At 62.7% G+C, this 26,364-nt stretch carries 20 protein-coding genes and 3 pseudogenes; 10 read left to right on the top strand and 13 right to left on the bottom strand.

The features are described 5' to 3' along the window. The first annotated feature begins 62 nt into the window (after positions 1–62). Positions 63–566 carry a hypothetical protein gene (locus P3R82_RS01415; RefSeq protein ID WP_283192717.1) on the top strand — a complete coding sequence of 168 codons (504 nt, stop codon included), beginning with the start codon at positions 63–65 and terminating at the stop codon, positions 564–566. Positions 567–569: 3 nt separating this feature from the next. Here P3R82_RS01415 and P3R82_RS01410 read toward each other — a convergent pair. The 3 genes and pseudogenes from P3R82_RS01410 to P3R82_RS01400 all read right to left on the bottom strand — a co-directional run bounded on the left by P3R82_RS01410 (position 570) and on the right by P3R82_RS01400 (position 4,542). Next, positions 570–1,824, bottom strand: a pseudogene (locus P3R82_RS01410) (monooxygenase). Positions 1,825–1,840: 16 nt separating this feature from the next. Further along, a complete protein-coding gene (locus tag P3R82_RS01405; RefSeq protein ID WP_283192716.1) occupies positions 1,841–2,926 on the bottom strand; it encodes a rhodanese-like domain-containing protein in 1,086 nt (361 codons plus the stop codon). A gap of 17 nt (positions 2,927–2,943) precedes the next feature. After that, positions 2,944–4,542: an ABC transporter substrate-binding protein gene (locus P3R82_RS01400; protein ID WP_283192715.1), complete on the bottom strand. Its 1,599-nt coding sequence runs from the start codon at positions 4,540–4,542 to the stop codon at positions 2,944–2,946. A 352-nt stretch (positions 4,543–4,894) separates the two neighbouring features. Between P3R82_RS01400 and P3R82_RS01395 the strand changes: the two genes are divergently transcribed. From P3R82_RS01395 to P3R82_RS01385, 3 genes are read left to right on the top strand one after another with little or no spacing between them, the layout of a single operon-like run. Beyond that, positions 4,895–5,038, top strand: a complete 144-nt coding sequence (locus P3R82_RS01395; RefSeq protein ID WP_283192714.1) for a hypothetical protein — start codon at positions 4,895–4,897, stop codon at positions 5,036–5,038. Positions 5,039–5,049: 11 nt separating this feature from the next. After that, on the top strand, positions 5,050–6,408 hold the full coding sequence (locus P3R82_RS01390; RefSeq protein WP_283192713.1) for an LLM class flavin-dependent oxidoreductase: 1,359 nt from the start codon (positions 5,050–5,052) through the stop codon (positions 6,406–6,408). 9 nt (positions 6,409–6,417) lie between these two features. After that, positions 6,418–6,759 carry a DUF3088 domain-containing protein gene (locus P3R82_RS01385; RefSeq protein ID WP_283192712.1) on the top strand — a complete coding sequence of 114 codons (342 nt, stop codon included), beginning with the start codon at positions 6,418–6,420 and terminating at the stop codon, positions 6,757–6,759. Between the two features lie 116 nt (positions 6,760–6,875). On the opposite strand, the gene P3R82_RS01380 is transcribed toward P3R82_RS01385, so the two are convergent. After that, entirely contained in the window at positions 6,876–7,886 is a 1,011-nt protein-coding gene (locus P3R82_RS01380; RefSeq protein WP_283192711.1) for a LysR substrate-binding domain-containing protein, read from the bottom strand. Between the two features lie 287 nt (positions 7,887–8,173). Between P3R82_RS01380 and P3R82_RS01375 the strand changes: the two are divergent. Beyond that, positions 8,174–9,789: pseudogene (locus P3R82_RS01375) on the top strand (ABC transporter substrate-binding protein). A gap of 70 nt (positions 9,790–9,859) precedes the next feature. On the opposite strand, the gene P3R82_RS01370 reads toward P3R82_RS01375, so the two are convergent. The 7 genes and pseudogenes from P3R82_RS01370 to P3R82_RS01340 all read right to left on the bottom strand — a co-directional run bounded on the left by P3R82_RS01370 (position 9,860) and on the right by P3R82_RS01340 (position 17,689). Further along, positions 9,860–11,275 (bottom strand): FAD/NAD(P)-binding protein, encoded by a 1,416-nt coding sequence (locus tag P3R82_RS01370; protein ID WP_283192710.1) that lies wholly within the window; start codon positions 11,273–11,275, stop codon positions 9,860–9,862. 108 nt (positions 11,276–11,383) lie between these two features. Further along, the gene (locus P3R82_RS01365; protein ID WP_283192709.1) at positions 11,384–12,634 is read right to left on the bottom strand and encodes an acyl-CoA dehydrogenase family protein; all 1,251 of its coding nucleotides are present in this window, start codon (positions 12,632–12,634) and stop codon (positions 11,384–11,386) included. An 83-nt stretch (positions 12,635–12,717) separates the two neighbouring features. After that, positions 12,718–13,776: an aldo/keto reductase gene (locus tag P3R82_RS01360; protein WP_283192708.1), complete on the bottom strand. Its 1,059-nt coding sequence runs from the start codon at positions 13,774–13,776 to the stop codon at positions 12,718–12,720. Between the two features lie 13 nt (positions 13,777–13,789). Further along, positions 13,790–14,726: pseudogene (locus P3R82_RS01355) on the bottom strand (oligopeptide/dipeptide ABC transporter ATP-binding protein). Further along, complete coding sequence (locus P3R82_RS01350; protein ID WP_283192707.1) at positions 14,707–15,699, bottom strand: ABC transporter ATP-binding protein; 993 nt, start codon at positions 15,697–15,699, stop codon at positions 14,707–14,709. The pseudogene P3R82_RS01355 and the gene P3R82_RS01350 overlap by 20 nt, the downstream one beginning before the upstream one ends. Next, entirely contained in the window at positions 15,699–16,703 is a 1,005-nt protein-coding gene (locus P3R82_RS01345; RefSeq protein ID WP_283192706.1) for an ABC transporter permease, read from the bottom strand. Before P3R82_RS01345 ends, P3R82_RS01350 begins: the two co-directional genes overlap by 1 nt. Beyond that, positions 16,700–17,689 (bottom strand): ABC transporter permease, encoded by a 990-nt coding sequence (locus tag P3R82_RS01340; protein WP_283192705.1) that lies wholly within the window; start codon positions 17,687–17,689, stop codon positions 16,700–16,702. Before P3R82_RS01340 ends, P3R82_RS01345 begins: the two co-directional genes overlap by 4 nt. A 271-nt stretch (positions 17,690–17,960) precedes the next feature. Between P3R82_RS01340 and P3R82_RS01335 the strand changes: the two genes are divergently transcribed. From P3R82_RS01335 to P3R82_RS01315, 5 genes are read left to right on the top strand one after another with little or no spacing between them, the layout of a single operon-like run. Further along, positions 17,961–19,568 carry an ABC transporter substrate-binding protein gene (locus tag P3R82_RS01335; RefSeq protein WP_283192704.1) on the top strand — a complete coding sequence of 536 codons (1,608 nt, stop codon included), beginning with the start codon at positions 17,961–17,963 and terminating at the stop codon, positions 19,566–19,568. Between the two features lie 23 nt (positions 19,569–19,591). Further along, positions 19,592–20,770: an LLM class flavin-dependent oxidoreductase gene (locus P3R82_RS01330; protein ID WP_283192703.1), complete on the top strand. Its 1,179-nt coding sequence runs from the start codon at positions 19,592–19,594 to the stop codon at positions 20,768–20,770. Positions 20,771–20,780: 10 nt separating this feature from the next. Continuing rightward, positions 20,781–21,818: an ABC transporter substrate-binding protein gene (locus tag P3R82_RS01325; protein WP_283192702.1), complete on the top strand. Its 1,038-nt coding sequence runs from the start codon at positions 20,781–20,783 to the stop codon at positions 21,816–21,818. 17 nt (positions 21,819–21,835) lie between these two features. Then, positions 21,836–22,990 carry an acyl-CoA dehydrogenase family protein gene (locus P3R82_RS01320; RefSeq protein WP_283192701.1) on the top strand — a complete coding sequence of 385 codons (1,155 nt, stop codon included), beginning with the start codon at positions 21,836–21,838 and terminating at the stop codon, positions 22,988–22,990. Positions 22,991–23,040: 50 nt separating this feature from the next. After that, positions 23,041–24,111, top strand: a complete 1,071-nt coding sequence (locus P3R82_RS01315) for an LLM class flavin-dependent oxidoreductase (RefSeq protein WP_283192700.1) — start codon at positions 23,041–23,043, stop codon at positions 24,109–24,111. Positions 24,112–24,504: 393 nt separating this feature from the next. Here P3R82_RS01315 and P3R82_RS01310 read toward each other — a convergent pair whose 3' ends face one another. Continuing rightward, on the bottom strand, positions 24,505–25,257 hold the full coding sequence (locus P3R82_RS01310) for a DeoR/GlpR family DNA-binding transcription regulator (RefSeq protein ID WP_283192699.1): 753 nt from the start codon (positions 25,255–25,257) through the stop codon (positions 24,505–24,507). 19 nt (positions 25,258–25,276) lie between these two features. Continuing rightward, positions 25,277–26,344, bottom strand: coding sequence for an ABC transporter ATP-binding protein (locus P3R82_RS01305; RefSeq protein ID WP_283192698.1), 1,068 nt, complete (start codon positions 26,342–26,344; stop codon positions 25,277–25,279). Between the last annotated feature and the right edge of the window lie 20 nt (positions 26,345–26,364).

The following is a 26,364-nucleotide window of genomic DNA, read 5'->3' as shown; positions in this document are numbered from 1 at the left end:
CGTCATCGCGGAACATTGACGCGCCTCACGCATTCTCCCGGATTGAACGTCGGGAGGATGTGATGGGGAGCTATCGTCTCGCCTTGTGCGTGCTCGTTGTCTGCGCGGCCGGAGGTGCCTCCGCGAGCGAGGCGCCTTTCCTGAAGTCACTTGCGGGCAGTTGGACCGGTGCCGGCATGATGAAGCGAACGACGGCTTCGTCGCCAATCGATCTAAGCTGCAGTTTCCAGTCGAAGGCCAACGGCGAAGCCCTGTCGATGAACGGAAAGTGTACGGGCCTGCTCGTTGTTTCGCGCGACGTTTCGGCGCAGCTGACCGCGACCGGCGGCAATTACGCCGGCCGCTACATCGGTCCATCAGGCAGGGTTTCGGCGCTCAAAGGCGCGAGACGTGGAGATGCGATCGAACTCGCCGTCACCTGGTCCAGGGTGGTCAACGGTGACCGCGCCGCGACAATGACGATCCGGCGTTCCGGCGCGAATGAGCTGCGTATCAGGACGGTCGACAAAGATCCCGCATCCGGCAGGCAGGTCGTGACCAGCGAGATCAATCTGCGACGAAACTGATGCTCATGCGCCGGTCGGTTCACGCTTTTCTTGTTTGGCGACACCCACGCCCGCCTGCGGACCGGGGATCGTGCCGTTGACAGCGAAATCACCGACGATCCGATCGTGATAGATGCGTGGATTGTGTGACGCGATGGTGCGGGCATTGCGCCAATGGCGGTCGAGACCATGCCCGCGCTTGGCCGGCGGATGCCCCCAAGGCGTCGAACAGCACGGTGCTGGCATCGAGAATCAGCGAGGTGACGGTGGTGACGGACTGGCTGACCTCCAGCTCTGCATTGCGACCCGCCAAAGTGATCCGGTCATGATCGCCGCTCCGGTTGGCCTCATAGGCGCGCTGCAGCGCCTTTGCCGCCTGGAGAACGATCGCGCCGGCGCTATAAGCCGCGCCCCTCACCCTGCCCACCACTTCCTGAACCTGGGCGTCCTCAGCCGATCGGGACGCGTTGCCGCGGCTGTAAACCCTTTTGCGCGCCGCCACATGTCGCGCCAGATCGTTCGCCGCTGCGCGGCCGATGCCCGCTAGCGAAGCGAGATGGACCAGTTGGAAGAATCCACCGGAATAGCTGAAACGTACCGCGCTCGGCTTGATCAACTCGTCGGCGATCTCGACATCGCGAAAGCGGGCCGTGCCGCTGGCGGTCAGCGATTGCCCGAAACCGTCCCAATCGTCGATGATCTCGACACCTGGCGCCGACGTCGGCACCAGCGCCCCGATCGGCTGCCCGTCCCCGTCGATCGCGCCAAGTGTTATCCAGTCCGCATAAAGCGAGCCGGTGGTGTAGAACTTCTCGCCGTCGAGCCTCCAGCTGGCGCCATTGCGGACCAGCCGCGTCGAATAGCTGCCGAGCGGTGTGTCGCCGAGCTCGGAGAAGCCGCTGCCGACAGTTTCGCCCCGCCCAAGCCTTTTCAGCCAGGTATCACGCCAGGCGCTGTCGGGCGCGTTCAGCAGGTCCTCGGTGAAGCCGAAGTGGCTGCGGAAGGCGTTTGTGAGGTTCGGATCGGCCGCGGCGAGTTCGATGATGAGGCCGAAAAGTTCCGGCAAGGCTGCACCCAGGCCTCCATGTGCGACGGGCAGCCGCAGTCGCGGAAAGCCGGATACCCGCAGCCAGCTGTAAGCGTCGAAAGGCAACTCGTGCGCAAGGTCCCGCTCCACGGCGCGTTCTCCGATACGGGCGAAGACCGGCCGGAAGGATTGTGCGAGACGATCGAAGCCCTCGCTGGGCGGAGCGCCCCACACCTCATTGATATCAGTCATCTTGTTCTTCCTGTCCTTAGGCCGCCGCGCGCTCCCGCGCCTCGAAATCGCAAAGCAAGATCGCGATCTCGAAGCCCCGCCGGGCGAGCCAATGGGCGACGATGCGGGCGCGCGAACCAAGGGGATCGTCGATCAGGACGACGCGGGCGCCACGGACAGCGATCGTCCGGTAGGACACGCCGAGCAATTGCCCGCCCTCCGAGGAGATCGATCCCGGGACGTTGGCCCGCGCGATTTCCTCCGGCGTACGAACATCGAGCAGGTAGGTCGTGCGCGCCGGATCGGCATTCCATCTCTCCGCAGTCCGCGGATCGATGAAGGTCAACGCGTCCTTCGCCGAAAGGCTTTCACCGCGCTCGCTTGCAAAAGCGCGCGCCTCTTCGGACGGCTCGCCGTAAGACGCCGTGCGTCCGCTCTCCAGTTCAAAACCCGCATCGGTCCAGCCACGCGTCCCGTCGTCCAGATAGGAGACGGCATTCGCCACACCGGCGTCGATCAGCGTCTGGGCGCCAAGGATGGCGCGTGGCAGGCCGGCACAGGAAACGACGACCTTCGTGTCCGCACTGGGGACAATATCCTTGAAGCGCAGCAGCAGCTCAGCCCCAGGCACACCGACGGCACCCGGCACATGCGCCTTCTCATATTCGGCGAGCGTGCGCGTATCGAGCACGATCACATCCTGGCCCTGATCACGCCACGCGTTCAATTCGACCGCCGAGACCACCGGCGTACCTTTCTCGTCCCGAACCTTGGTGACGAAGGGAACGCCGGGAAGATCGAAGGTCGGTAGCTCCTCGCCTCCTTCCACCCAGGCTGGAATGCCGCCCCGCAGAAAATGGACATCGGACCAGCCGGCTTGCCGCAGTCGGTCGACAGCCGCGGCGGCTGGGCCGTCGCCGCCGTCGACCAGAACGGTCCGGACCACGCGACGCGGCACGAAACGGTCGAGTTCCACGTCCAAGCGTTCCGCCGGCAGGTTTGTCGCAAACAGCGGTGAGGCGTAACCGACCTCTTCGGTTGACCGGATATCAAGCACCGCCAGTTCCAACCCGTCACCCAACCAATCGATCAGGGTGCTCTTGCCTATCGAATACTCCGTCATCGTCCTGCTCCCCGATTTCAAGCGTTTGGATCGAGCCAGAGGTCGCCGAAGCTCCAGTTGATCCCCTGCGATCCCGTCACGTAGTTTTTCACACGCCTGTTGGCGACGATCTGGGCGCCGGCGGCGACGAGATCGACGGAGGCCACCTCGTCGTGGATGAGACGCTGGAACTTGCTCCAGATCTGCCAGCGCTTCTTTTCATCCGGCTCGATCGCGGCAGCCTCGAGCAGCGCGTCCGCCTCGGCGTTCGAATAGCGGCTGGCATTCGAGAACGGCAGGCCGATCTTGAAGTTCTTGCTCCAATAGGCGCGCTGGATGCCGAGCGATGGATCGAAGGTATTAGAAAGCGATTCCACCACCAGATCGAAGGCACGGTCGGTATAGACCGTCTTCAGGAAGGTCGGCAGGTCGTATTTCTTGATCTCGATGCCGACACCGATCTTTTCCAGCTGGCTCTTCAGCACATCGGCATAGCCTTGAGGCAGATAGGAATTGTAGGTGAGCCTCAGATCGAAACGCTTGCCGTCGGCCTTGCGCGGATAGCCCGCGTCGTCCAGAAGCTTTTCGGCAGCGGCCGTGTCATAGGGATGAGCCACGACGCTCTTGTCGTACCACTGCGGCAAGGCCGTGCTGACCGGGCTCGGCGATACCTGCGCATAGCCATAGAGCGCGACATCGACGATCTCCTGCAGGTTTATGGCCTGAGCGATGGCAAGTCTGACCTCACGCTTGGCGAACAGCGGATTGTCGTAGTTGAAGAACAACTGCTGCTGCGGTCCCGAATAGGCATAGGTCGTGGTATCGACGATGAGGTTCGGAACCTGCTTCAGCCTGTCGAGATCGGCAAGCGGCACCGGGTTGTCGCCGATGTCGGCTTCGCCCGTCTCGAGTGCCGCGGACCGGGCGGCCGGATCGGTGACGACGCGCAGGATAATGCGGTCGATATAGGGCTTGCCCGCGTCCCAATAGTCGGGATTGCGCTCGAAGATCAGATGGCTGCCGGGCACCCATTGCGTCAGCTTGAAGGGCCCGGTGCCGATCGCCGTCTGCAGCGTCTGTCCGTCACCGGGGGCCAGTTTCTCGAAGATGTGCTTCGGCACGATCGGCGATTCCGAGCTCGACTGCGCCGCAAGCAGGAAGGGAGCCGGCTTCGACAACACGATGACCGCGGTGAGCGGGTCGGGCGTCTCGACCGCCACCACGTTCTGATAGGTGATGCGGCCGCGCGGATGCGCTTCCTTCAGCCGGAAGATCGAGAAGGCGACATCCTCGGAGGTGAAATCCTTGCCGTCATGCCACTTCACGCCCTTGCGAAGCTTAAATGTGTAGCGAAGATTGTCATCGGAAACCGACCACTCCGTTGCCAGAAGCGGCTGCGGCCTGACGTCGAAATCGAACGTCAGCAGGCCTTCGACTATCTTCGGGCCGATCGCCTGGCCAGTGCCCGACGACGTGTTGATGGCAAACAGCGCATTTCCCGGGTCCACCCGATAGAGCCAGTTCAAGGTGCCGCCGGTCGCCGGCGCCGCGCCTTGGCCAAAAGAGATCGACGGGAGCAAGGTGCTGGCGCTTGCAAGCAACATCAGCTGGTTGAAACTGCGACGGTTGATGGACACGCGAAGTGCTCCTCTCTGGTTGGATTGTGGTCCGCTGAGGGGGAGCTTCGGCGCTGAACCCGAAAAGGCGAAGTCATCGTTTCTTCTCGTGAAAGAAAAGAAAAGTTGCATCGGAAACAGCGTTCACAGTCAGCCTGATGCGAAGGAAAAGCTGCTCAATTTCCGTGTTTTGACAGGATGCCGTTTCGTTGACTGGAAAACAGACGAAACGCGAAGTCCAATCGCCCCGGCGAAAGAATTTCTTTCCGAGAAACCAAGCAGATATTTCTGGACTTGAACGGCCAGCCGGCCAACCGTTGGCGCGAGATATTGGGGTGCACCAACCCCATTAGCGTCATTCCCGGGAGGCACGATGCCGTTCGAAAAGGCTGCCGACGACACGCTTCCGCGCCACGTCAGGACCCACACGCCCCAAAATCCCGCCGAATACGAGAAGCGCGCTGCCGGCTCATGGCTACCGGCACGCGAACTGCCCGTGCCGGCCATCTATCGTTGAAAGGAACCGCAATGGCGAAACGCAAGGACAAGATCAAGCTCGGCGCATTTCTGCTTTTTACCGGGCACCACGTCGCCGCATGGCGCCATCCCGCCGCCTCCGTCGGCACCGAGTTCGAGAACTATGTGGAACTCGCCAAGCTCGCGGAAGCAGCGAAGTTCGACGCGATCTTCTTCGCCGACGGTGTTGCCGCACGCATCAAGGATATCGAGGCGGCAAGCCGCAAGGCACACAGCGGCGTCTATCCGTTTGAGCCAATCACTCTGCTGTCCGCGCTTTCATCCGTCACCCGCAACATCGGGCTGATCGCCACCGCCTCCACCAGCTACTCCGATCCTTATAATCTGGCCAGGCAGTTCGGTTCGCTCGACCGGCTGAGCGGCGGGCGGGCCGGGTGGAACCTGGTGACTTCCTCAGACCCCGACGCCGCCTTCAACTTCGGGCACGAGACGCAGATTCTCCATTCCGACCGCTACGAGCGGGCGGAGGAATTCGCCAATGTCGTGCTCGGTCTGTGGGACAGCTGGGAGGACGATGCCTTTCTGCGCGACCGCGAAAGCGGCCGCTACTTCGATCACGCCAAGCTGCACCGGATCAACCATAGCGGCCGGCATTTCAAGGTGCGCGGGCCGCTCAACATTCCGCGTTCACCGCAGGGCCGGCCGGTTGTCGTCCAGGCGGGCGCCTCAGAGCCCGGCAAGGAACTCGCCGCACGCACCGCCGAAGCGATCTTCGCCGCCCAGATCACGCTCGATGAAGCGACAGCCTTTTACGCCGACGTAAAGGGACGGCTTGCGAAATACGGCCGCTCGCATGACGATCTGAAGATCCTGCCCGGCATTTTCCCCGTCGTCGGCCGCACGCGATCGGAGGCCGAGGAGAAGTTCCAGTCGCTGCAGGATCTCATCCAGCCGGAGGTCGGCCTGAACCTGATCTCACAGCTGTCGGGCGTCGATCTTCGTGACTACCCGCTCGATGGTCCCGTGCCGGACGATCCGCCCGCGACCAATGCCGGCAAGAGCCGCCAGGCGCTGGTTCTGGATCTCGCCCGCCGCGAGAACCTGACGATCCGCCAGCTCTATCTGCGTATTGCCGGCGCGCGCGGCCACTGGCAAGTCGTCGGCACGCCTGATGATATCGCCGATCAACTCGAGGAGCGTTTCGAGAACTACGGCGCCGATGGCTTCAACATCATGTCGCCGATCATGCCGGGCGGGCTTTCCGACTTCATCGAGCTCGTGGTTCCGGAACTGCGCCGGCGCGGCCTCTTCCGTCACGAATATGAAGGCACAACGCTGCGCGAGAACCTTGGTCTCAAGCGCCCCGGAAACAGCCTCGCCGCCCGCAGCGGCGCTGTCGCTGCCGAGTGAGGGAAACACATGAGCCGCGACACGCTCTTCCTGATAGCCCCCGGATTCTCGGATCCGAAACACGCCGGCCAGACATTCGTCTGCCCCCATTGCAACGCGATCGAAGGACTGCTTGCAAGCTTCCCGGAGCTCGCGAGCCGGCTCGACATTCACCGCGTTCCCTTCCCCCGTCCGCGCGCACGCGTGATCGACGCTGTGGGTGAGGACAACCAGTCCCTGCCGGTGCTGCTGCTCGGCTCCAACCCACCGACCGACGCAGAAAGTTGGAAAGGCAAGAGCTTCGTCTCCGGGACCAGCCGTATTCTCGATCTTCTGGCCGAACGACATGGCTTCCCGCGACTGCACGATTGACGGACGAGCGACGACAGCTCAATCCGGCCGAACAAAGGACCCCACATGTCTGTGCATGGTTCCTGCCCGGTGCAGATCTCGAGCCGTGTGCGTTGAAGTGAGCCTACGCGGCGGCTTCACTCTGCCGCGATCATGTCTGCGGTCGGCGAGATTCGGCGCGTGATGATTTCGTCCATCGTCCGCAGTGCGCGCGCCTCGGCAAGCAACCACTCGCGAAACAGATCGACGCGCATAAGCCGCGCCGTGTGCGCCGTACTGGCGAAGAAATAGGACGAACTGACCGGGTGCGGCACGCCGAAGGGACTGACCAGCCGTCCCGAGCGGATTTCGGCTTCCGCCAGCCTGATCTTGCCGAGACCCAGCCCTTGCCCGGCCAGCGCGGCATCGAGAACAAGCGACGATTGGTTGAGGCGAAATCCGCCCTGCGACAGACGATGGGCCAGCCCGGCGCTGCGGAGCCAGCCACTCCAATCAGGGCAGGAGTGATCGTGCTCGGCACCCTCCTCATGCAGCAACGGCACATCTTCGATCGCCTTCGGATTGCCCCACAAGCCGTAGGTATCGGCAAATTCCGGGCTGCAGACGGGCAAGACGGCTTCGGAGAACAGATGATTGACGACAAGGCCGGGGTAAGGCCCGCTTCCGTAGCGGATGACGCAATCGGCGTCGCCGGCGTCAAGGTTGACGAGCCGGGTCGATGCATCGACCAGCACCTGCAGCCCGGGCGCAGCGCGACGTAGCGCATCGAGCCGGGGGATCAACCATTTGCTTGCGAAGGACGGGGCGACCGAAATGCGGATCGGCTCGTCATGATCGTTCTGAACGAACTGCGCCATCGCGGCGAGAACGGCGTCGAAGGCGCCGGTCAATCCGGGCACCAGAGCGAGCCCGGCCGGTGTCAGATGCAGCTGGCCGCGCACGCGGTTGAAAAGCGGCTGGCCGAGATAATCCTCCAGCAGGCGAATCTGTTGGCCCACGGCTGCCGAGGTCACGTGCAGCTCTTCGGCGGCGCGAATGAAATTCAGATGCCGCGCTGTCGCGACGAAGGCCCGCAACGAAGTCAAAGGCGGCAGCCGCGCAAGCGTCGGCTGGAGTGCTTTTCTGCGAGAGTCGGTGAAGGTGCTCATGAGTTGATTGCACCACAAACTCGCACACGAAGACGAGAACCGCCTTTCCTTCCCGCCCGGACGGAGGAACATTTTCTTGCGCCGTGACGGTCGATCTGAGATGCAAAAACTCATTTTCATAAATTGTCTATATTTTTAGTAGATTAAACCGATGCCCGCCTGCCAGCGCGAAGTTTTCCTTTGCCGGACAGGGAGAAAAACATTCTTCCGGTTTCACGCAACGCTGCCCGATGATGGCGAAGACGACGCTTCCGATAGAGGCGTCCATCGCAATTCAGGGGATCATCATGGATATCAGCCGACGCCAACTCAACAAGCTCCTCGCCACAACCGGGCTCATCTCGCTCCTGCCTCTCAGAGCTTTCGCCGAGACCACGACGCCGGCAAAGGGCGGCACCTTGAACTTCATCGTCGAGCCGGAGCCGCCGACGATCCTGGCGCTCGCCCATACCGCCGGCGGCACGCAAAAGGTCAGCCCCAAGATCACCGAGGGCCTCCTCACCTACGATTTCGACCTGACGCCGAAGCCGCAACTCGCCACCGAATGGTCGATCAGCGACGACGGGCTGAGCTACACCTTCAAGCTTCGGCCGAACGTCAAATGGCATGATGGCAAGCCATTTACATCGGATGACGTCGCCTACTCCATCGAACTCCTGAAGCAGGTCCACCCGCGCGGCCGTGGCACCTTCGCAAATGTCACCACGGTCGAAACGCCGGACCCGCTAACCGCCGTGATCCGGCTTTCCAAGCCGGCCCCCTATCTCCTCAGCGCGCTCTACGCGGCCGAGTCGCCGATCGTACCCAAGCACGTCTATGACGGGGTGAAGATTGCCGACGTCCCGACCAATCCCAACGGCGGCGCGCCGATCGGCACCGGACCCTTTGTCTTCAAGGAGTGGGTGCGCGGATCGCACATCATCCTCGAGCGTAACCCCGACTATTGGGACGCCGGCAAACCCTATCTCGACCAGGTCATCGTGCGCTTCGTGCCGGACGGCGCGGCGCGCGCGGCCGGTTTCGAGACCGGCGAATTCGATATCGGCGGCGACAATCCGATCCCGTTGAGCGATCTCGAACGCGTGAAGGCGTTGCCGAACATCGCGGTCGAATCCCGCGTTACGAGACCAGGGGCGACCAGACGCAGCTGATCCTCAATCTCGACAACGTGTACCTGAAAGACGTTCGTGTCCGCCGCGCCATCGCCCACGCGATCGACCTCAACGTCATCCTGAATACCGTGTGGTACGGCTATGGCCAGATCTCGCCGAGCCCGATCAGCACCTTGCTACCACGCTATCGCGACCCTTCGATCAAACCTTACGCCTTCGACCTCAATGCAGCCGAAAAGCTGCTCGACGAAGCGGGATACAAGCGCGGTGCCAACGGAGTGCGTTTCGACCTGCGTCTCACCCACAATTCCTACAATGAAGGCTTCAAGCGGGTCGCCGAATATCTGAGGCAGAACCTGACGCGCATTGGCATCAACGCCACGATCGATTCCTACGACTTCTCCACCTACATCAAGAAGGTTTACACCGACCGCGCCTTCGACGTGACGGCGGAATATCTCGGCAACCAGTTCGACCCGACACTTGGCGTGCAACGCATTTACTGGTCGAAGAACTTCAAGGTCGGCCTGCCGTTTTCGAACGCCAGCCATTATAACAACCCGGTAGTCGACAGACTGCTCGAAGCCGCGTCCGTCGAAATCGACGATGCGAAGCGCAAGGAGCAGTTCTTCGCCTTCCAGAAGATCATCGCCGATGAAGTACCGGTGGTGAACCTTATTGCTCTTGAGAACGTCACCGTCTTCAACAAGCGCGTCAAGGACCACACGATCGGGGCCGAGGGTGTGCAGTCCAACTTCGCGGATGTCTACATCAAGGATGGCGAAGGCTGAGTGCAGCGGCCTGACCTGAACGAGAAAGGGGTGCCATGAGGCGCCCCTTTTTTGCATTCAGAGAAGGATGTCAGGCGATACGGATCGGCGTGAATTTCGCCAGGATGCGGTCGGCAAGCGCGATCGCCTGGGTGCGCTGCTCGGTGATGGAGCTCGATTCCCATGCAACGCCGCGCAACGGGTGCCCGATGGCGCTCAGATTGCGGTGAACAAGACCATCCTCGCTGATGAGATCGCCCGCGGGCGTCGCATCGATGCCGTAGCCGGTGCTGTGGGGACGAACCTCGCCGCTTGCGAGCAGGCTCTTCACGAAGGGATCGGAGATACGGCGCCAGTCATGCAACTGATGCCCCCGACAATCGATCACGCCGTCGAACGAGACAGTCTCGACGTTCGTTTCCGTCTTCAATCTGGCGGTGATGTCTCCATGCTCGACGGCAAATGCGAGGATGCGTGCGCGGCCATGCCGTAGCCGCTGCTCTGCCTTGACGCGCTCCACGATCTGATGGCTCTCCGGTGCCGAGCGATGCGCGGTTACGTCCCAGAAGGCCCTGAGATGGCGAGTGAACCGCAGCCGCTCCAGGTCGCTGGCGCCCTGCCACAACGAGAGAATGTGCGGACGGATCGCCAGCGGCAGACCTTGCCAGTCAGCGCCACCAGCCGCGATCGCGCGCCGTTCAGCCTTGACGCGCGACAGCAGTTCGCGCGCTGTCGCCGGCAAAGGCCCGTCGGCCAGGAAGTCCCGCGCCGCCTCGACGGTCCTGCGCCCTTCGACGAACTGGCCGCGACGCGATACGACGCGGTAGCGCCCACGATACCCCCTCGCCTCCATGCTGGCGATGGCATCGACCATCGACAGGCTGGAACCGATGAGCAGTATCTCGTCGCAGTCGACGAGCCGATCGAGCGCGCGTGCTTCCCATGGATTTGCCGCGAAACGCGGATGGCCGGCAAGATGGGATTCGGTTGCCGACAGCCGAGGCTGGAAAGCGCCAAGGGCCAATACGGCTTCGTCTGCCTCCACCAGCGTGCCGTCGGCGGTCGTGATCCGTATCCGGCTCGGCGCCGCCACCAATGCCTCGGCCGACGACCGTACATGCCGAAGCGTCGAGCCGAGCCGCGCATTGGCCACGGCATGGGCGAGTTGGTCGCGAACATATGTCCCATAGAGGTAACGTGGAGGACTGCTCGAGCCCACCTCGGCGGGAGGCGTCCAACCGTTGGCGGGACCGTGATCGACAAGCCAGCGTGAAAGATGATCGGGGTCTTCCGGATAGAGCGAAAAGATCTCAGCAGGCCCGTTGACGAGATGGACCGGCTCAGGCGTGCTGTAGGCAATGCCGCGTCCGAGTTCCTCGCGCCGCTCGATGACCGTGATCGCAAGAGGCACTTCGGTCCGATCAAGCAGCTTGAGCGCGGTCAGCGCGCCCGCGAAGCCGCCCCCGACGATGGCAACGGAGTGATGCGGAATACGATCGATACGCAAATAGGTCTCCTTTCCCATCGATATCGATGGGGTAAATCTCTCATTGGACCGCAATGATATGCGGCTTGGCTGATCACGCGGGGATTGCGGATGGATCCGGCCGCCGCCTCAGAAGACCCTGCCTTCCTCCAGATGCGTTGTGGTCCCGTTGATGTAGAAATCGCCCACCACGCGGGCCTTGTGCAGCAGCGGATTGTGGTTGAGCACCGTGCGGATGTTGCGCCAGTGCCGGTCGAGATTGAGATGGCGCGAGGTCGCCGAGCCGCCGCCGAGTTCGAAGACGTTGGTGGCGGCCGCCAGCGCGATCTGTGAGGCGATGATTTGCGTGCGCGCCGTCGTGAGCGCGCTTTCGATCAGTGCCGGTTCGAGCGCCTGCGGATCCCCCGCGCCGAACAGTTCGGCCGTTCTGTCCAGCGCGCGGGCGCTTTCGCGGATCAGCGTGTCGACGGCGAAGGAGCCAGCGGCAATCTCACCCAGGATTTTTTGCACGAAGGGATCGGCATTGGCGGTTTCGGCGGCGCTGTGGGCGGCCGAGCGTGCCTGGCGGCGGACATACTCCGTCCCTTCGGCCAGCGCGCCGCGCACGGCACCCGCCATCGAGGCCGCGAGGTGCAACTGCCGCAGGGTCGATGTATGGCGCCCAACCAGCGTGTTGAGCCCGCGCGTGGAGATCTCGTGCGGCAGCACCTCGACATCTTCGAGCAAGACGCCGCCGCTTGCGGTCAACCGCTGGCCCATGCCGTCCCAATCGTCGAGGATCGAGATGCCGGGGCGATCGACGGGTAGCAGCACGCTGACGAACTCGCCGTCATCGTTTCTGGCGCTGAAGGAGGCAAAGTCAGAGAAGGCCGTACCCGTCGCATACCACTTGCGGCCGCTGAGGCGGTAGTGGTCACCCGATTTCGTCAGCCGTGTCGTCACTTCACCCGGCCGTTTGGTGCCCTGCTCGGTATGCGCGCCGCCGAAGAGCTTGCCCGACAGGACCCGGCCAAGCTGCGTGCGATCAATCGCAGTATTTGGGGTCAGAATAAGGGTTTCGGTGAAGTTGAAATGACTGCGCAGCGCATGCGCGACATTTGAATCAGCCGCGCCGATCGCCATGATCATCTCGATATAATCGGTGACCGATCCGCCGGGGCCGCCGAGTGCGACGGGAACGCGCAGCGCCCCGAACCCCGCCTCCTTGAACTGCCGGAAGGCTTCGAAGGGAAGTTCGCGCTCCAGGTCACGCTTGGCCGCCTCCTTCGCTATCCCTGCTGTCAGCGCCGGTATTTTCGCGAGCAGCGTCGAGAGTTCACCATCCGCCTGCGCGGGAGGCGCAAGCGTGGCGGACGATGATGCAGGAGCGGTATTCGGCATGCGGGACCCTTCTCGGCCGGGGAAAGAAGTTGGAAGGCCCCGCCTCGACAGCGGGGCCCTGTCTTGTGATCAAAAGGCCACGATCAGGCGACGGCGCGCGCCAACGGCACGACGTTGTCTGCGCCATCGGCGCCGCTGCGCGGCACGCGACCTTCGACCGGATGGCTCGGATCGTTGAAGCCGGCGGTAGACGGATGGCCGGTCGTGACCAGCCGGTCGACCAGCACCTCGTCCTCGGGGTCGAGCTTGACGTCGAGAGCGCGGATATAGCTATCCCAATGCTCCTCGGTGCGTGGTCCGGTGATCGCGGCTGAGACCAGCTTGTTGTTCAGCACCCAGGCAAGTGCGAACTCGGTCGGCGAAATTCCCTTGCGGGCGGCGTGCGCGGCGATCTCGCTGGCGATTGCGATCGATTCAGGACGCCATTCGGTCTCCAGGATACGCTTGTCGCCGCGGCCGGCGCGGGTGTCGGCGGCAGGTTGCTTTCCCGGCTCGTACTTGCCGGTCAGCACGCCACGCGCGAGCGGCGAATAGGAAACGACGCCAAGGCCGTAGTGATGGGCGGCCGGAAGCTGTTCGGCTTCGGCTGTGCGGTTGACGATGTTGTAAAGCGGCTGGCTCGCCACCGGACGATCGATCCCGAGTTCATCGGCAAGCTGCGCGATCTCGGCGATGCGCCAGCCCCGGAAATTGGAAACGCCGAAATAGCGCAGCTTGCCGGCGCGGATCAGGTCTGCGATGGCGCGTACCGGCTCTTCCAGCGGCGCATCGAAGACGGCGCGGTGGAAATACAGGATGTCGATATAGTCGGTGTTGAGACGGCGGAGCGAATTCTCGACGGTCTCGATCACCCACTTGCGGGAATGGCCACCAAGGTTCGGGCCCTTCTTGTGCGAATTGACGAACTTCGTGGCCAGCACCCAGTGATCGCGATGCGCCTTGATGCCCTTGCCGACAACCTCTTCCGACTTGCCGTCGTGATAGACGTCGGCCGTATCGATGAAGTTGATCCCCTGCTCGCGCGCCTTGTCGATGATGCGGAACGCGACGTCGTCGGGCGTCGGCCCGCCGAACATCATCGTTCCCAGGCTGAGCGGGGAAACCTTGAGCGCGCTGCGCCCGAGATAGCGATAATCGACCATAGTCTTCTCCTTTTTACTGAGCGTGATGGCAGGCGGCGGCGTGGCCGCTGCCGAACTGGCGGAACGCCGGGTCTTGCGCCCGGCAGATATCGGTGGCGAGCGGACAGCGCGTATGGAAACGGCAGCCGGAGGGCGGGTTGTGCGGGCTCGGCAGATCACCCGTTATCGGCGCCGCCTGCTTGCGCCGCGACGGATCGGGTACGGCGGCGAGCAGGGCCTGCGTGTAGGGATGCTTGGCGCCCTTCCAGAGTTCGCTCGTCGGTGCGCTTTCGACGATGCGGCCGAGATACATGACGAGCACGCGGTCGGCGAAATAGCGCACGACGGAGAGGTCGTGCGAGATGAACAGATAGGAGAGCGACAGTTCCGTCTTCATTTCGACCAGGAGGTTGAGGATCTGTGCCTGGATCGACAGGTCGAGCGCCGAAACGGGTTCGTCGCAGATGACCAGTTCGGGTTGCAGAATGAGTGCTCGCGCGATGCCGATACGCTGGCGCTGACCGCCGGAGAATTCATGCGGGTAGCGATCGAGCGAATCCGGCGGGAAGGCCGACATGGGCCACCATCTCGGCCGCGATCGCCTCGCGCTGCTTGCGCTCACCAATGCCGTGGACCGCCAGTGGCGCCGTCAGGATGGTGCGGATCGTCTGCCTCGGGTTGAGCGAAGCGAAGGGATCCTGGAAGATCATCTGGATGCTACGCCGGACCGACCGCAGTTCACGCCCGGCCATCGCCGTTACGTCCCTGCCCTTGAAGGTGACGTTTCCGGACGACGGATTGACGAGCCGAACCAGCGACTTGCCGAGCGTGGACTTGCCGCAGCCAGATTCCCCGACCAGCGCCACCGTCTCGCCTTCACCGATCTCCAAAGAAACGCCGTCGACGGCGCGCACGGTGCCGGCGGCGCCGGCGTAATGGGTCGAGAGCCGATCAACCGACAAAAGCGACATGAGACTTCTCCGCAATGGCTGGAACATAGGGGCACGCCACCTGTCGGCCGGCCGGCAACGCGATCAGTTGCGGCACCGCGGAAGCGCAGGAGGGCCGCGCGACCGGACAACGCGGGCGAAACGAACAGCCCTTTTCGCCCGCCGCCGAGACGATCGAGCCCGGAATTTCCGAAAGCGGGCCGTCGCGGTAGTGGTAATCGGCCTTCAGGCGCGGCGATGCCGAGAGCAGGCCGTTGGTGTAGGGGTGATAGGGCTTTTCGAACACTTCGCCCGGAAGCCCCTCCTCGATCTTGCGCCCGGCATACATGACGACAACGCGGTCCGCCCATTGCGCGACGATGCCAAGATCATGCGTGATGAGGATGACCGCCATGTTCAGTTGAACGCGAAGGTTATCGAGCAGCTGCAGCACCTGCGCCTGGATCGTCACGTCTAGCGCCGTCGTCGCTTCGTCGGCGATCAGCAGTTTCGGATTGCAGGCGACCGCAATCGCGATCATCACGCGCTGGCGCATCCCGCCGGAAAGCTGATGCGGATAGTCGTCGATGCGGCGGCGCGCCTCGGGAATGCTCACGAGGTCGAGCAGCGCGATCGCCCGCTCCCGCGCTTGCCGCCGGCTCAGATCTTCATGGATGCGCAGCACCTCGATGATCTGGTCACCAATCGTCAGCACGGGATTGAGCGATGTCATCGGCTCCTGAAAGATCATGGCGATGTCGCGACCACGGATGCGGCGCAGGTCCCGTTCGGGGAGACCGACGAGGTCGCGCCCGTCGAAACGGATCTGGCCGCCCGCCCTTGCATGCCGCGGTAGCAGGCCCATCAGGCCGAGCGCCGTAAGCGACTTGCCGGATCCGGATTCTCCGACGATCGCGAGCATCTCGCCCGGATTGGCCGAGAAACTTACGCCCTTCACCGGCTCGGCGGACGCGAAGCGCACCGAGAAGTCGGAAACTTCCAGAAGCCTAGACATCAGCGCTCCTCCGAAAAGCGCGGGTTCAGCGCGTCGTTGAGGCCATCGCCGATCAGGTTGAGCGAGAGCACGGTGAAAACGATCGCCAGCCCCGGCAGCGCAGTCAGGTACCAGGCGGTGCGGATGACATCGCGGCCGGCGCCGATCATCGAGCCCCAGGAGACGCGGTTGGGATCGCCAAGGCCCATGAAGGAGAGCGCCGATTCCATCAGGATCGCGCTTGCCACCATCACCGACGAGGTGACGATCAGCGGTGGAAGCGCGTTAGGAAGGATCTCACGGAAGATGATGCGAGTGTGGCCAAAGCCGAGGCTGCGGGCTGCCTGGACATAATCCTTCTCGCGGATCGCCCGGAATTCCGCACGCGTCAGCCGCGCCACGGTTGGCCAGGAAACGATCGCGATGGCGATCGTCACGGTTGCCGTCGTCGGCTGTGCGATGGCAACGAGAACGACGAGCAGCACGAAGCTTGGGATGGTCTGGAATATCTCGATGAACTTGACGAGGATATCGTCGATCAGGACGACAAAGTATCCAGCCACGGCGCCGATGGCGATCCCCGCCGTCAATCCCAGCGCGGTGGCCGCAAGCCCGACGGTAAGCGATATCCTCGCGCCGTGCACGATACCGGCCAGCACATCGCGCCCCATGGAATCGGTACCAAGCGGATAGGCCGGGTTCTGCCCGGGCCAGAGGAAGGGCCGCGCCACCATTTCCAGCGGATCGCCCGGGAAGAGAAGCGGCGCGAACAGCGCGGAGAGGGAAACCACGAGCAGGATCGCCGTTCCGAACAGCGCGTTGTAGTTGGCGAGGAAGATTTTCAGTTCGCGCCGCACGCCGCGCCATGCCGTGCCGGAAACCGAGGCGCGCACGTCGGGCGCGTGGATATGCGTCCAGCGTGGTTGCTTCGATGCTTCCGAGGCTGGCGGAGCCGTCTCGGCCTTTGCCTGTGGCGCGAAATCGATCGCCCGACCCGCCAATGTTCCGAATTTCTGACTGTTCATCGGCTTGCTCCAATTCGGGGATCGATCCATGCCTGGATAAGATCGACGGCCGCGTTGGCGACGATCACGAGGAAAGACGAAAGCAGAAGGATGCCGAGGAGCACGCTGAAATCGCGTGCCATGACGGCTTCGAAGGCAAGGCGCCCGAGGCCCGGCCAGCTGTACACGGTCTCGACAACGACCGCGCCGCCAAGCATCCCGCCGAAGTGCATACCGGCCATGGTGGTGATCGGAATGAGAGCGTTTCGAAGCACGTGCCGCGTCGTCAGCACGAAAGGCGAGACGCCCTTGGCGCGCGCGGTACGCACGAAATCCTGCGACTTGACCTCCAGCATCGAGGCGCGTGTCAGCCGGGCATAGATCGCGAGGTAGAAGAGCGCGAGCGAGGTCGCCGGCAGCACCATGTATCGGGCCCTGTCAAGCAGCGCCGGGAGCCCCGTCAGCCGCGAACCGATGGTGCTGTCTCCGCCACTCGGCAGCCAGCCGAGCTTGACCGAGAACAGAAGAATCAGCATCAGGCCGATCCAGAAGCCCGGAATAGAATAGAAGAGCAGCGATATCACCGAGATGATGCGATCCGGCAGGCGTCCGGAGAAGGCCGCCATCAGCGAGCCGAGCAGCAATCCGACCACGATCGCGATCGTCAACGCAGCGAGCATGAGCAGAAGCGTTCCCGGCAACCGCTGGCCGATCAGATCGGCGACCGACATGCCGTAACGTGGCGAGAAGCCGAGACTGAAATGGGCGAGATTGTTCAGGTAACTTCCGAGCTGCACCAGGATCGGGTTGTCGAGCCCGAAGCGTTCACGCAGCGCCGCCATCGTCTCGACAGTTGCCGAGCCGGATTCGGCGGCCATCACATCGGCAGCATCGCCGGGCGCCAGCTTCAGAAGGAAGAAATTGAGGATGACGATGCCGAACATCGTAGGCACAGCCTGAATGACCGTCTTGCTGACCGTGCGACCGATCCGCCTGTAAGCCGACATGTGCCCTACCTCGCGATCTAAAAAGTTTTCCTTGGTTTGTCGCTTAGTAGTTGACTAATTCTGTGGGTTTTGTCAAATCCATATCGGTAAATATTTCTATTCCGGATGACATTTTCCGCACATTTAGAAATATAATACCTGATTAATACGATCTGTAGGTTTTCGTCCCACGCCAAAGCACTGACGGGGCAAAAATCCCTAAAGCCGGACAGATCTGCGCGATGACACTGAAGCGGGCCCTGGCGGCCCTAGATCACGAGGGTTGAACACGATGTCACTACTTCCCGAATCCACACGCCGCAGTTTCCTGCTGGCCTCGGTCGCACTCGGCGTCACCGCGACAGGTCGGCTTCCAGTCTTTGCGGCCACACCGACACGCGGCGGCACGGCAACGCTTCTGCTGGCTGCCGAGCCGCCCGTCCTGACGACGATCGCCCACACGGCCTACAATGCGGTCTATGTCTCGCCGAAGACCACGGAAGGCCTTCTTACCTACGACTTCGATCTCAATCCGAAGCCGCTGCTGGCCAGGGAATGGACCATCAGCCCCGATGGCCTGACCTATACGTTCAAGCTGCGCGACGGCGTGAAATGGCATGATGGGCAGCCATTTACCTCCGCCGATGTCGCGTTCTCGATCAAGACGCTGAAGGAGGTCCATCCGCGCGGCCGCAACACCTTCCTCAATCTCGTCGACATCGAAACGCCCGACGTGCAGACAGCCATCCTCAAGCTCTCCAAGCCGGCGCCCTATCTGATCACCGCGCTCGCCGCCGCCGAAACGCCGATCGTGCCGCGCCATATCTATGAAGGCACCAAGGTCGCGGAAAACCCGGCCAACCTGGCGCCGATCGGAACCGGCCCCTTCAAGTTCAAGGAATGGGTACGCGGCAGCCATGTCGTCTACGAGCGCAACCCCGAATACTGGGACCAGCCCCGCCCCTATCTCGACCAGCTGATCATCCGCTTCATCCCTGATGCCGCCGCCCGCTCGATCGCGATCGAGACCGGTGAAATCGATCTCGCGCCCTCCACGCCCGTGCCGCTCAGCGATCTCGAACGCCTTCAGGCCGTCGACACGCTCGCCTTCGAGACCAAGGGCTATCAATACCAGAACGGCGTCAGCCGCATCGAGTTCAACCTCGAGCGCCCGTTCTTCAAGGATGTCCGCGTACGCCGCGCCTTCGCGCATGTGATCGACCGCAACGTCATCCTCAACACCATCAACTACGGCTACGGCACCGCGATCGCCGGTCCAATCAATCCCAACCTTGCCAAATGGTACGTGCCGGATCTCAAGACCTATCCGATTGATCTGGCAACCGCCGAAAAGCTTCTTGATGAGGCGGGCTACCCGCGGGGCGCCGACGGCATCCGTGCCCGCATAAGCCTCGACTACGTGCCGAGCGGCGAGACCTATCCGCGCGGCTCCGAGTATATCCGTCAGGCGTTGGCCAAGGTGGGCATCGACGCCACCGTTCGCAGCCAGGACTTCGCCACCTATACCAAGCGCATTTACACCGACCGTGACTTCGACTTCGCCTTCGAGGGCATGAGCAACCTCTTCGATCCAACTGTCGGCGTTCAGCGTCTCTACTGGAGCAAGAACTTCAAGCCGGGCGTACCCTTCTCGAATGGCGCCGCCTATAGCAACGCCAAGGTCGACGAGCTGCTCGAGGCAGCCGCCATCGAGGTCGATCCGACGAAGCGCGTCGAGCAGTGGCGCCAGATCCAGCAGATCCTCGTCGAGGACGTTCCGGCGATAGACATCGTCAGCCAACCGGAACTGACAATCTACAACAAGCGCATTTCCGACCACACGACCGGCGGCGAGGGTATCGCGGGCAACCTCGCCCATGCCTACGTCGCAGCGTCCTGAGCCAGATCAACGGGAGTACAATCATGTCCATTCAACATCGTCCCGGCTCGATCGTCGGCCTGCCGAAATTCGCGGCCCCGACCGACTTCCCGGATAGTCCCCTGTCAAGAGCGCTGAAGCAGCCGGTGCTGCTCGGCCTCTTCCTGCCGATCCAGGCTGGCGGCTGGACGCAGTCGACGCTCGAGCGATCGACCGACTGGCGCTTCGACTATAACAAGGCGCTGACGCTGAAGGCCGAGGAACTCGGCTTCGACCTCGTGTTCGCGCTGTCGCAATGGCTGCCGAAGGGTGGCTATGGCGGCGTCTTCGACGGCCAGGCGCTGGACAGTTTCGTCTCGACCGCGGCGCTTGCCGGCCTCACCAAGAAGATCATGCTGATCTCGACCATGCACGTACTCTACGGCCCTTGGCACCCGCTGCACCTGGCGAAGTTCGGCGCGACGCTCGACCATATCACCGGCGGGCGCTGGGGCATCAATGTGGTCACCGGCCACAGGGCGGTCGAGCACGAAATGTTCGGCTGGCCACGGATCGAGCACGATAAGCGATACGAGCTGGCGGCCGAGTTCCTCGAAGTCGTCCAGCGCCTGTGGAGCGACACCGAGAACTTTTCGTTCGAAGGCGAGAGCAGCTGGAAGCTCGGGGGCGGTTTCGTTACGCCGAAGCCCAACTTCGGCCGCCCAATCCTTGTCAACGCCACGGGTTCGGATGCCGGAATCGCTTTTGCCGGCCGTTACTCGGACATCGTCTTCATCACCAGCCCGACGGGTGCCGACATCGAAAGCGCGCTGCAATCGCTGCCGGCACACACCAAACGCGTCAAGGAGGCGGCGATCGGCGTTGGCCGCACGGTGCGCACCCTGCTCAACCCGATGGTGATCTGCCGGCCGACGGAAAAGGAGGCCTGGGAGCTCGCGGACCGTATCGTCGCTCATGCCGACCAGCGATCGCCGCAGGGCTTCCAGTCGCTGAACTCGGATGCGCAGGCATGGAAAGGCCGCGATCCCCAGGATCCATACCGCGCCATCGGCGGCAACATTCGCGTCATCGGCTCGCCCGAGCAGGTGGTCGATCAGTTCGTGAAGCTGAAGGAGGCCGGCGTCGACGGCCTGCAGCTCAGCTTCTTCGACTTCCGCGACGATCTCGAATTCTTCGGCTCGGACGTCCTGCCCCTGATGAAGCAAGCCGGCCTGCGCCACTAGGAGAAACGCCATGACACGCAATGCCATTTCCGAAATCTGGTACACGCGCTGCCCGGTGCCCACGCCTGTCGGCCTTGCCGCGCAGCTCGGCTACCTGGAGGAGAACTTCCGCAAGGACGGCGTGGCGCTGAAGTCGATCATCGATTCGCCCGACCGCAACATCCGCCAGAGCCACTTCAACCACACGCTCGACTGGTCGTTTCGCCATGGCGGCAACGTTCCGCCGATCCGTGCCCGTTCCGAGGGTCGCAAGACGCGGCTGATCGGCATCACCTGGACCGACGAGTTCCAGGCGATCATCACCTTGCCGGAAACCGGCATCAAGGCCACCGGGGACCTGAAGGGCCGTCGCTTCGGCATCGCCCGCAGGCCCGAAGGCATTGTCGACTTCATGCGCGCCACCGCTCTCAAGGGGTTGATTTCCGCCCTCTCGCTTGAAGGCCTTGCTCTCGACGACGTCGAGATCGTCGACATTGCGCTGCCGGACTCCGTGCTATCGACGCAAGAAGGCCCATCACTCTTCGGCCTGAAGCGTCGGCAAGCCTATGGCGAGGAGGTCGCGGCCCTCATTCGCGGCGACGTCGATGCCATCTATGTGAAGGGCACGGCGGGCATCAATGTCGCAAACCTCATCGGCGCCGTTGAGGTGGCCGAGTTCGGCTTTCATCCCGATCCCAAAATCCGCATCAATTCGGGCTCGCCACGGGTGCTGACGGTGGATGAGCTTTTGGCCGACGAGCGGCCGGATCTTGTCGCGCGCCTGCTGGACTCGATCTTCAGGGCAAGCGCCTGGGCCGAAGCGCACCCCGATGAAACGAGACGCTTCGTCGCGCGCGAGGCGGGCGCCACGGAAGAACAGGTTCTTGCCGCCAATGGCCCCGACATCCACAAGCACCTCGGCCTTGGCCTGCAACCGGAGCTGGTGGACGCGATTGGCCACTACAAGGACTTTCTGCGCGATTTCGGCTTCCTCGCCGCCGATTTCGAGATCGCCGACTGGGTCGACCGCCGCCATATAGACGCTTTCGACCAGCGCGCCGTGGCCTGATCGGAGGGAGAAAAATCATGCTTCAGGAAAAGATCGATCCAGTCGACAAGGCGCGACGTCTCGCCGTCGATTTCGCCGAACGCGCCGCGCATTACGACAAGACGGGGGATTTCCCCTTCGAGAATTTCGCCCGCCTCTTCGAAGCCGGCCTGCTTGGACTGGTAACGGCGCTCGAGCATGGCGGCCACGGCGCAGGCCTTACGGAGGCGCACGCGGTGATCAGCGAGATCGCGCGCGGCGACCCTTCGACCGCGCTCGTGCTCGCCATGCACTACAACAGTCACTACAGCCTGCGCCGCTTCGCCAGCTGGCCGGCACACCTTGCCGAGCGCGTGCTCTCGGCCAACCGGCTTGGCCCTGCCCTGATAAACGCCGCCCAGGCCGAGCCACGTATCGGCTCTCCCGCCCACGGCGCGCTGCCGGAAACCATCGCTCGCCGCGACGGCAACACTTGGCGCATCACTGGCCACAAGAGCTACGTCACCGGCATACCTATACTCAGATGGGTATCGCTGCTGGCGCTGACCGAAGAGGACGAACCTCGGCTCGCTTCCTTCCTCGTTCCGACCGACAGCCCCGGCCTGCGCATCGAAAAGGCGTGGAACGCCGCCGGCATGCATGCAACCGCCAGCGACGACATCATACTCGACGACGTCGTCATTCCGCTCGAAGACATCATCGAAGCCCAGCCCGCTTCTGAGCCGCTGCACCGGGAGGAACATGCAACGGCCTTCTTCTTTTCGCTGATCGGCGCGGTTTACCATGGCGTTGCGCTTTCCGCGCGCGACCGGGTGCTCGCCTTTGCCGCCCACCACGTGCCGGCAAGTCTTGGCGCGCCCCTCTCGACCGTCCCCCGCATCCAGGATGGCCTGGGAGAGATCGAGGTGCGTCTTGCCACCAATGCCCGATTGCTGCGCTCGCTCGGCGAGGACGTCGATGGCGGCAAGGTCGTCGGGATGGGCGGCATGCATGTCCGCCATGTCGTCATCGACAACGCAGTCTCCATCACCAGCCTCGCCCTCGAGCTTGCAGGGAACCCCGGACTCGACCGCGACTTCCAGCTTGAGCGCCATCACCGCGACGCCATCACGGCGCGCTCCCACGCGCCGCAGAGCCACATGATCCGGACAATCGCCGCCCGCAACGCGCTTGCTGGTCTGGCGCCGCGATAGAATGGCGATGACCTCGACCTCCACTGTTTGATCACAAGCGCAGGCCAACCATGAGCAAAGACAGCGAGTTCCTCTGGTACATTCCCAATGACACGAGGCCTGGCCATCGTGGCGATACAGTCGTCGACAATCACAACAGCCTTGCTAGTCTCATCGATCAGGCTAGAGCACTCGAGCAGCACGGCTGGAAAGGTGCGCTCATTGGGACCGGCTGGGGCAGGCCGGATACCTTCACCATTGCCTCGGCACTCGCGACGAACACCAAGACATTCGAGCCGCTGATCGCGATCCGCCCCGGCTACTGGCGGCCTGCGAACTTCGCCTCGGCCGCCGCGACGCTCGACCATCTCACCGGTGGCCGCGTTAGGGTCAATATCGTCTCCGGCCTCGACAACCTCTCCGCCTATGGCGACAAGGAGGGAGATCAGGCCCAGCGCTATGCCCGCACCAGGGAATTCATGCGACTGGTCCGTAGGCTCTGGATGGAGGAAAACGTCAGCTATGACGGCGAGCACTTCGGCGTTACGGAATCGACCGTAGCGCCGCGGATAGAGGCGCATGGCGATCGTCGCCACCCGAAGCTTTATTTCGGCGGCGCCTCCGCGGCTGCCGAAAGCGTCGCGGCTACCGAGGCCGATGTCCAGCTCTTCTGGGGTGAACCACTCGATGGCATCCGCGAGCGCATCGCGCGCCTGAAGGCGCTGAGCCGCGAACTCGACCGGGATCTGCCGCCACTGGAATTCGGCCTACGGATCACCACGCTGGTGCGCGACACGACCCGGCAGGCCTGGGCCGACGCGGAAGCGAAAGTGTCGGAAATGGCCAACGGCAATGGCGCCGGGTGGAGCGATCATCGCCGAACGATCGCCGTCGGCCAGCAACGGCTGTTCGACCTGAACCGTGCGGGCGACGTTCTCGACGACAACCTCTACACCGCGCCCGGCAAGTATGGCGGCGGCGGTGCCGGAACGACCTGGCTGGTCGGCTCTGCGGAAGATGTCGCGAGATCGCTGCGCAAGTACGAGGACCTGGGGATCACCCATTTCGTCCTCTCCGACACGCCTTATCTCTCGGAGATCAAGCGTCAGGGGAACGACTTGCTGCCGCTTTTGCGGGGTTAGAGCCTTTCCTGGTTAGACTGAAGCATTCTGTTGGCTCAAACGGAGTCGGATGGTCGTCCGGCCGGCGCGCGTCGTAGCCAACGCATACGGCCAAGCCGGCCGGACGATCAGCCGGCCCGTTTCAGCCAACCCCCCGCTGGTTTACTTCGCAAACCGGCTAGGGCCGGGCATCTTTCCGCCAGGATCAAAGGCGATCGGCTCGACCGTACCTAGGGGTATGCCCTTCGCCAATCGCCTTTGCCCTGACGAAAACCTGCTCCGGCAGAATGCTTCAATCTAACCAGGAAAGGCTCTAAGCGGCCGACGACCTCACCCGGAAAGCGTCGGAACTGGATTGTTCCATGGATGATTTTCCTGCGGACGGAAGAAACGGATTTCTCGGCAGACGAGCTGTTACCCGCCTTCGGAAAGAAGGATGTGCCCGTGCTCGATGCTCGCCGCGACATCGGGGGGCACATTGTCGGAAACGAGAACGTCAACCTGGGACCAGTCGCAGACATGAACGAGACCTGCTTTCCCAAATTTGCTGGCATCCATGAGAACGATCGTCTGATCGGCGCGCGCCATCATCGCGCGCTTGAAATCGGCTTCGAACAGATCGAAATCCGTACATCCGCGGGGAGAGGCCGCGACCATTGATGCTACGAAATAACTGGGGGTGAACTGCGACAAGTATTCTATCGTGCCTGCGCCGACAATCGTCCTGTCTTCGATGCGCAGTTCGCCGCTTGGAAGTATCAGCCGGTGGCGATGACCTGAACCCGAAAAGATTTGCGCGACTTCAAGAGAAATCGTCAGGATGGTCATCGGCTCCCGATGCACGAGCTCCCTGGCGAGAAAGCAGGCCGTGGTGCTGTTGTCGAGCAGGATGGTTGCGCCCTCGCGGATATAGGACGCCGCCCGAACGCCTATCCTACTCTTTGCGTCAACCTGTTCGCGCAGGCGGCGATCGAAGGGCGGTTCGGTTCGCGGCGTCGACATCCTGACGCCGCCATGAAATTTCTCCACAACGCCGTCCGCTGACAGAATCTTGAGATCTCGCCGGATCGTCTCGTCGGAAACATCACAATGTTCCGCCAGCTCAGTGATTGAGGCACGACCGCGTATCCCCAGAAGGTCGAGAATCTGCTGTTGTCGTGCGTTCATCGTTCATTCGCTCCGTAGGTCAGGGCGCGAGATCGAGCAATTGCCCCGTTCGCGTGTCAAACAGCCTAGCACGCGTCATATCGAAATTCAGCCCGACCTCAGTTCCGGGCTCTGGTATGTCCGTGACGCCGATTTTCACGGTCATCGTGTCCTTGCCGAGCGAAACGTCAACGAGCGCCTCCGCGCCTATGAACTCGCTGCGCCCTACCTTGACGCGGATATCGCTTGCCTGATCGAACTTCGCTTCCTCCGGGCGGATACCCAGCATGACTTGTGACGGGAGCGCGTTGCGAGATAGGCGGAGCGGGCGTGAAAAGGCTGGATGGTCCACGTGGCCGCCCGCCTGCCCGGTGCAGGAGATCAAAGCCATTTCCGGTGTGCCGATGAAAGAGGCAACAAAAGTGTTGGCGGGCTTCATGTAAACGTCCATCGGCGTCCCGACCTGCTGCAATTCACCTTTTGCCATGACCGCAACCCGGGTGGCGAGCGTCATTGCCTCGAGCTGATCATGCGTCACGTAAATGACCGTGAGGCCGAGTTCCTCATGCAGGCGCTTGAGTTCGCCGCGCATCCTGTTTCTGAGCTTGGCGTCGAGGTTGGATAGTGGTTCATCGAACAAGAACACCTTCGGCTGGCGCACCAATGCCCTGCCAATCGCCACACGCTGCCGCTCTCCCCCCGACAACTCCTTCGGACGGCGATCGAGCAGGTCGGTAATATGCAGGATTTCGGCGGCCTCGCGAACGCGGCCGTCGATCTCCGCCTTCGAGAGGCTGGTGGTCTTCATCAGGCCGAATGCCATGTTTCGGTAGGCAGTCATGTGCGGGTAAAGCGCGTAGGACTGAAACACCATGGCGATATCGCGCTTCTGCGGCGCGACGTCGGTGACATCCTTGCCGTCGATCAGCAGTTGGCCCGAGGTAATATCCTCCAGGCCCGCCACCATGCGCAGCATCGTGGACTTGCCGCAACCGGAGGGCCCGACCAGAACCATGAACTCCTTGTCGGCAACTGTAAGGTTCACGTCATGAACGGTGCGCCGTTCGCCATAGGATTTGCAGACATCGTGCAGGTTCACGGTTGCCATGGGATATCTCCGTTTCGGGG

Source organism: Rhizobium sp. AN80A (genome assembly GCF_030053015.1).
GTDB classification, from domain to species: Bacteria; Pseudomonadota; Alphaproteobacteria; order Rhizobiales; family Rhizobiaceae; genus Rhizobium; species Rhizobium metallidurans.
This window is presented reverse-complemented; position numbering and strand designations above follow the sequence as displayed.

Bases quoted from the DNA above. Each gene is read 5' to 3' on its own strand.
- P3R82_RS01415 (WP_283192717.1), top strand. From the start codon at position 63: ATGGGGAGCTATCGTCTCGCCTTGTGCGTGCTCGTTGTCTGCGCGGCC.
- P3R82_RS01390 (WP_283192713.1), top strand. From the start codon at position 5,050: ATGGCGAAACGCAAGGACAAGATCAAGCTCGGCGCATTTCTGCTTTTT.
- P3R82_RS01335 (WP_283192704.1), top strand. From the start codon at position 17,961: ATGTCACTACTTCCCGAATCCACACGCCGCAGTTTCCTGCTGGCCTCG.
- P3R82_RS01395 (WP_283192714.1), top strand. From the start codon at position 4,895: ATGCCGTTCGAAAAGGCTGCCGACGACACGCTTCCGCGCCACGTCAGG.
- P3R82_RS01385 (WP_283192712.1), top strand. From the start codon at position 6,418: ATGAGCCGCGACACGCTCTTCCTGATAGCCCCCGGATTCTCGGATCCG.
- P3R82_RS01315 (WP_283192700.1), top strand. From the start codon at position 23,041: ATGAGCAAAGACAGCGAGTTCCTCTGGTACATTCCCAATGACACGAGG.
- P3R82_RS01405 (WP_283192716.1), bottom strand. From the start codon at position 2,926: ATGACGGAGTATTCGATAGGCAAGAGCACCCTGATCGATTGGTTGGGT.
- P3R82_RS01345 (WP_283192706.1), bottom strand. From the start codon at position 16,703: ATGAACAGTCAGAAATTCGGAACATTGGCGGGTCGGGCGATCGATTTC.
- P3R82_RS01360 (WP_283192708.1), bottom strand. From the start codon at position 13,776: ATGGTCGATTATCGCTATCTCGGGCGCAGCGCGCTCAAGGTTTCCCCG.
- P3R82_RS01305 (WP_283192698.1), bottom strand. From the start codon at position 26,344: ATGGCAACCGTGAACCTGCACGATGTCTGCAAATCCTATGGCGAACGG.
- P3R82_RS01365 (WP_283192709.1), bottom strand. From the start codon at position 12,634: ATGCCGAATACCGCTCCTGCATCATCGTCCGCCACGCTTGCGCCTCCC.
- P3R82_RS01310 (WP_283192699.1), bottom strand. From the start codon at position 25,257: ATGAACGCACGACAACAGCAGATTCTCGACCTTCTGGGGATACGCGGT.
- P3R82_RS01325 (WP_283192702.1), top strand. From the start codon at position 20,781: ATGACACGCAATGCCATTTCCGAAATCTGGTACACGCGCTGCCCGGTG.
- P3R82_RS01320 (WP_283192701.1), top strand. From the start codon at position 21,836: ATGCTTCAGGAAAAGATCGATCCAGTCGACAAGGCGCGACGTCTCGCC.
- P3R82_RS01350 (WP_283192707.1), bottom strand. From the start codon at position 15,699: ATGTCTAGGCTTCTGGAAGTTTCCGACTTCTCGGTGCGCTTCGCGTCC.
- P3R82_RS01380 (WP_283192711.1), bottom strand. From the start codon at position 7,886: ATGAGCACCTTCACCGACTCTCGCAGAAAAGCACTCCAGCCGACGCTT.
- P3R82_RS01340 (WP_283192705.1), bottom strand. From the start codon at position 17,689: ATGTCGGCTTACAGGCGGATCGGTCGCACGGTCAGCAAGACGGTCATT.
- P3R82_RS01330 (WP_283192703.1), top strand. From the start codon at position 19,592: ATGTCCATTCAACATCGTCCCGGCTCGATCGTCGGCCTGCCGAAATTC.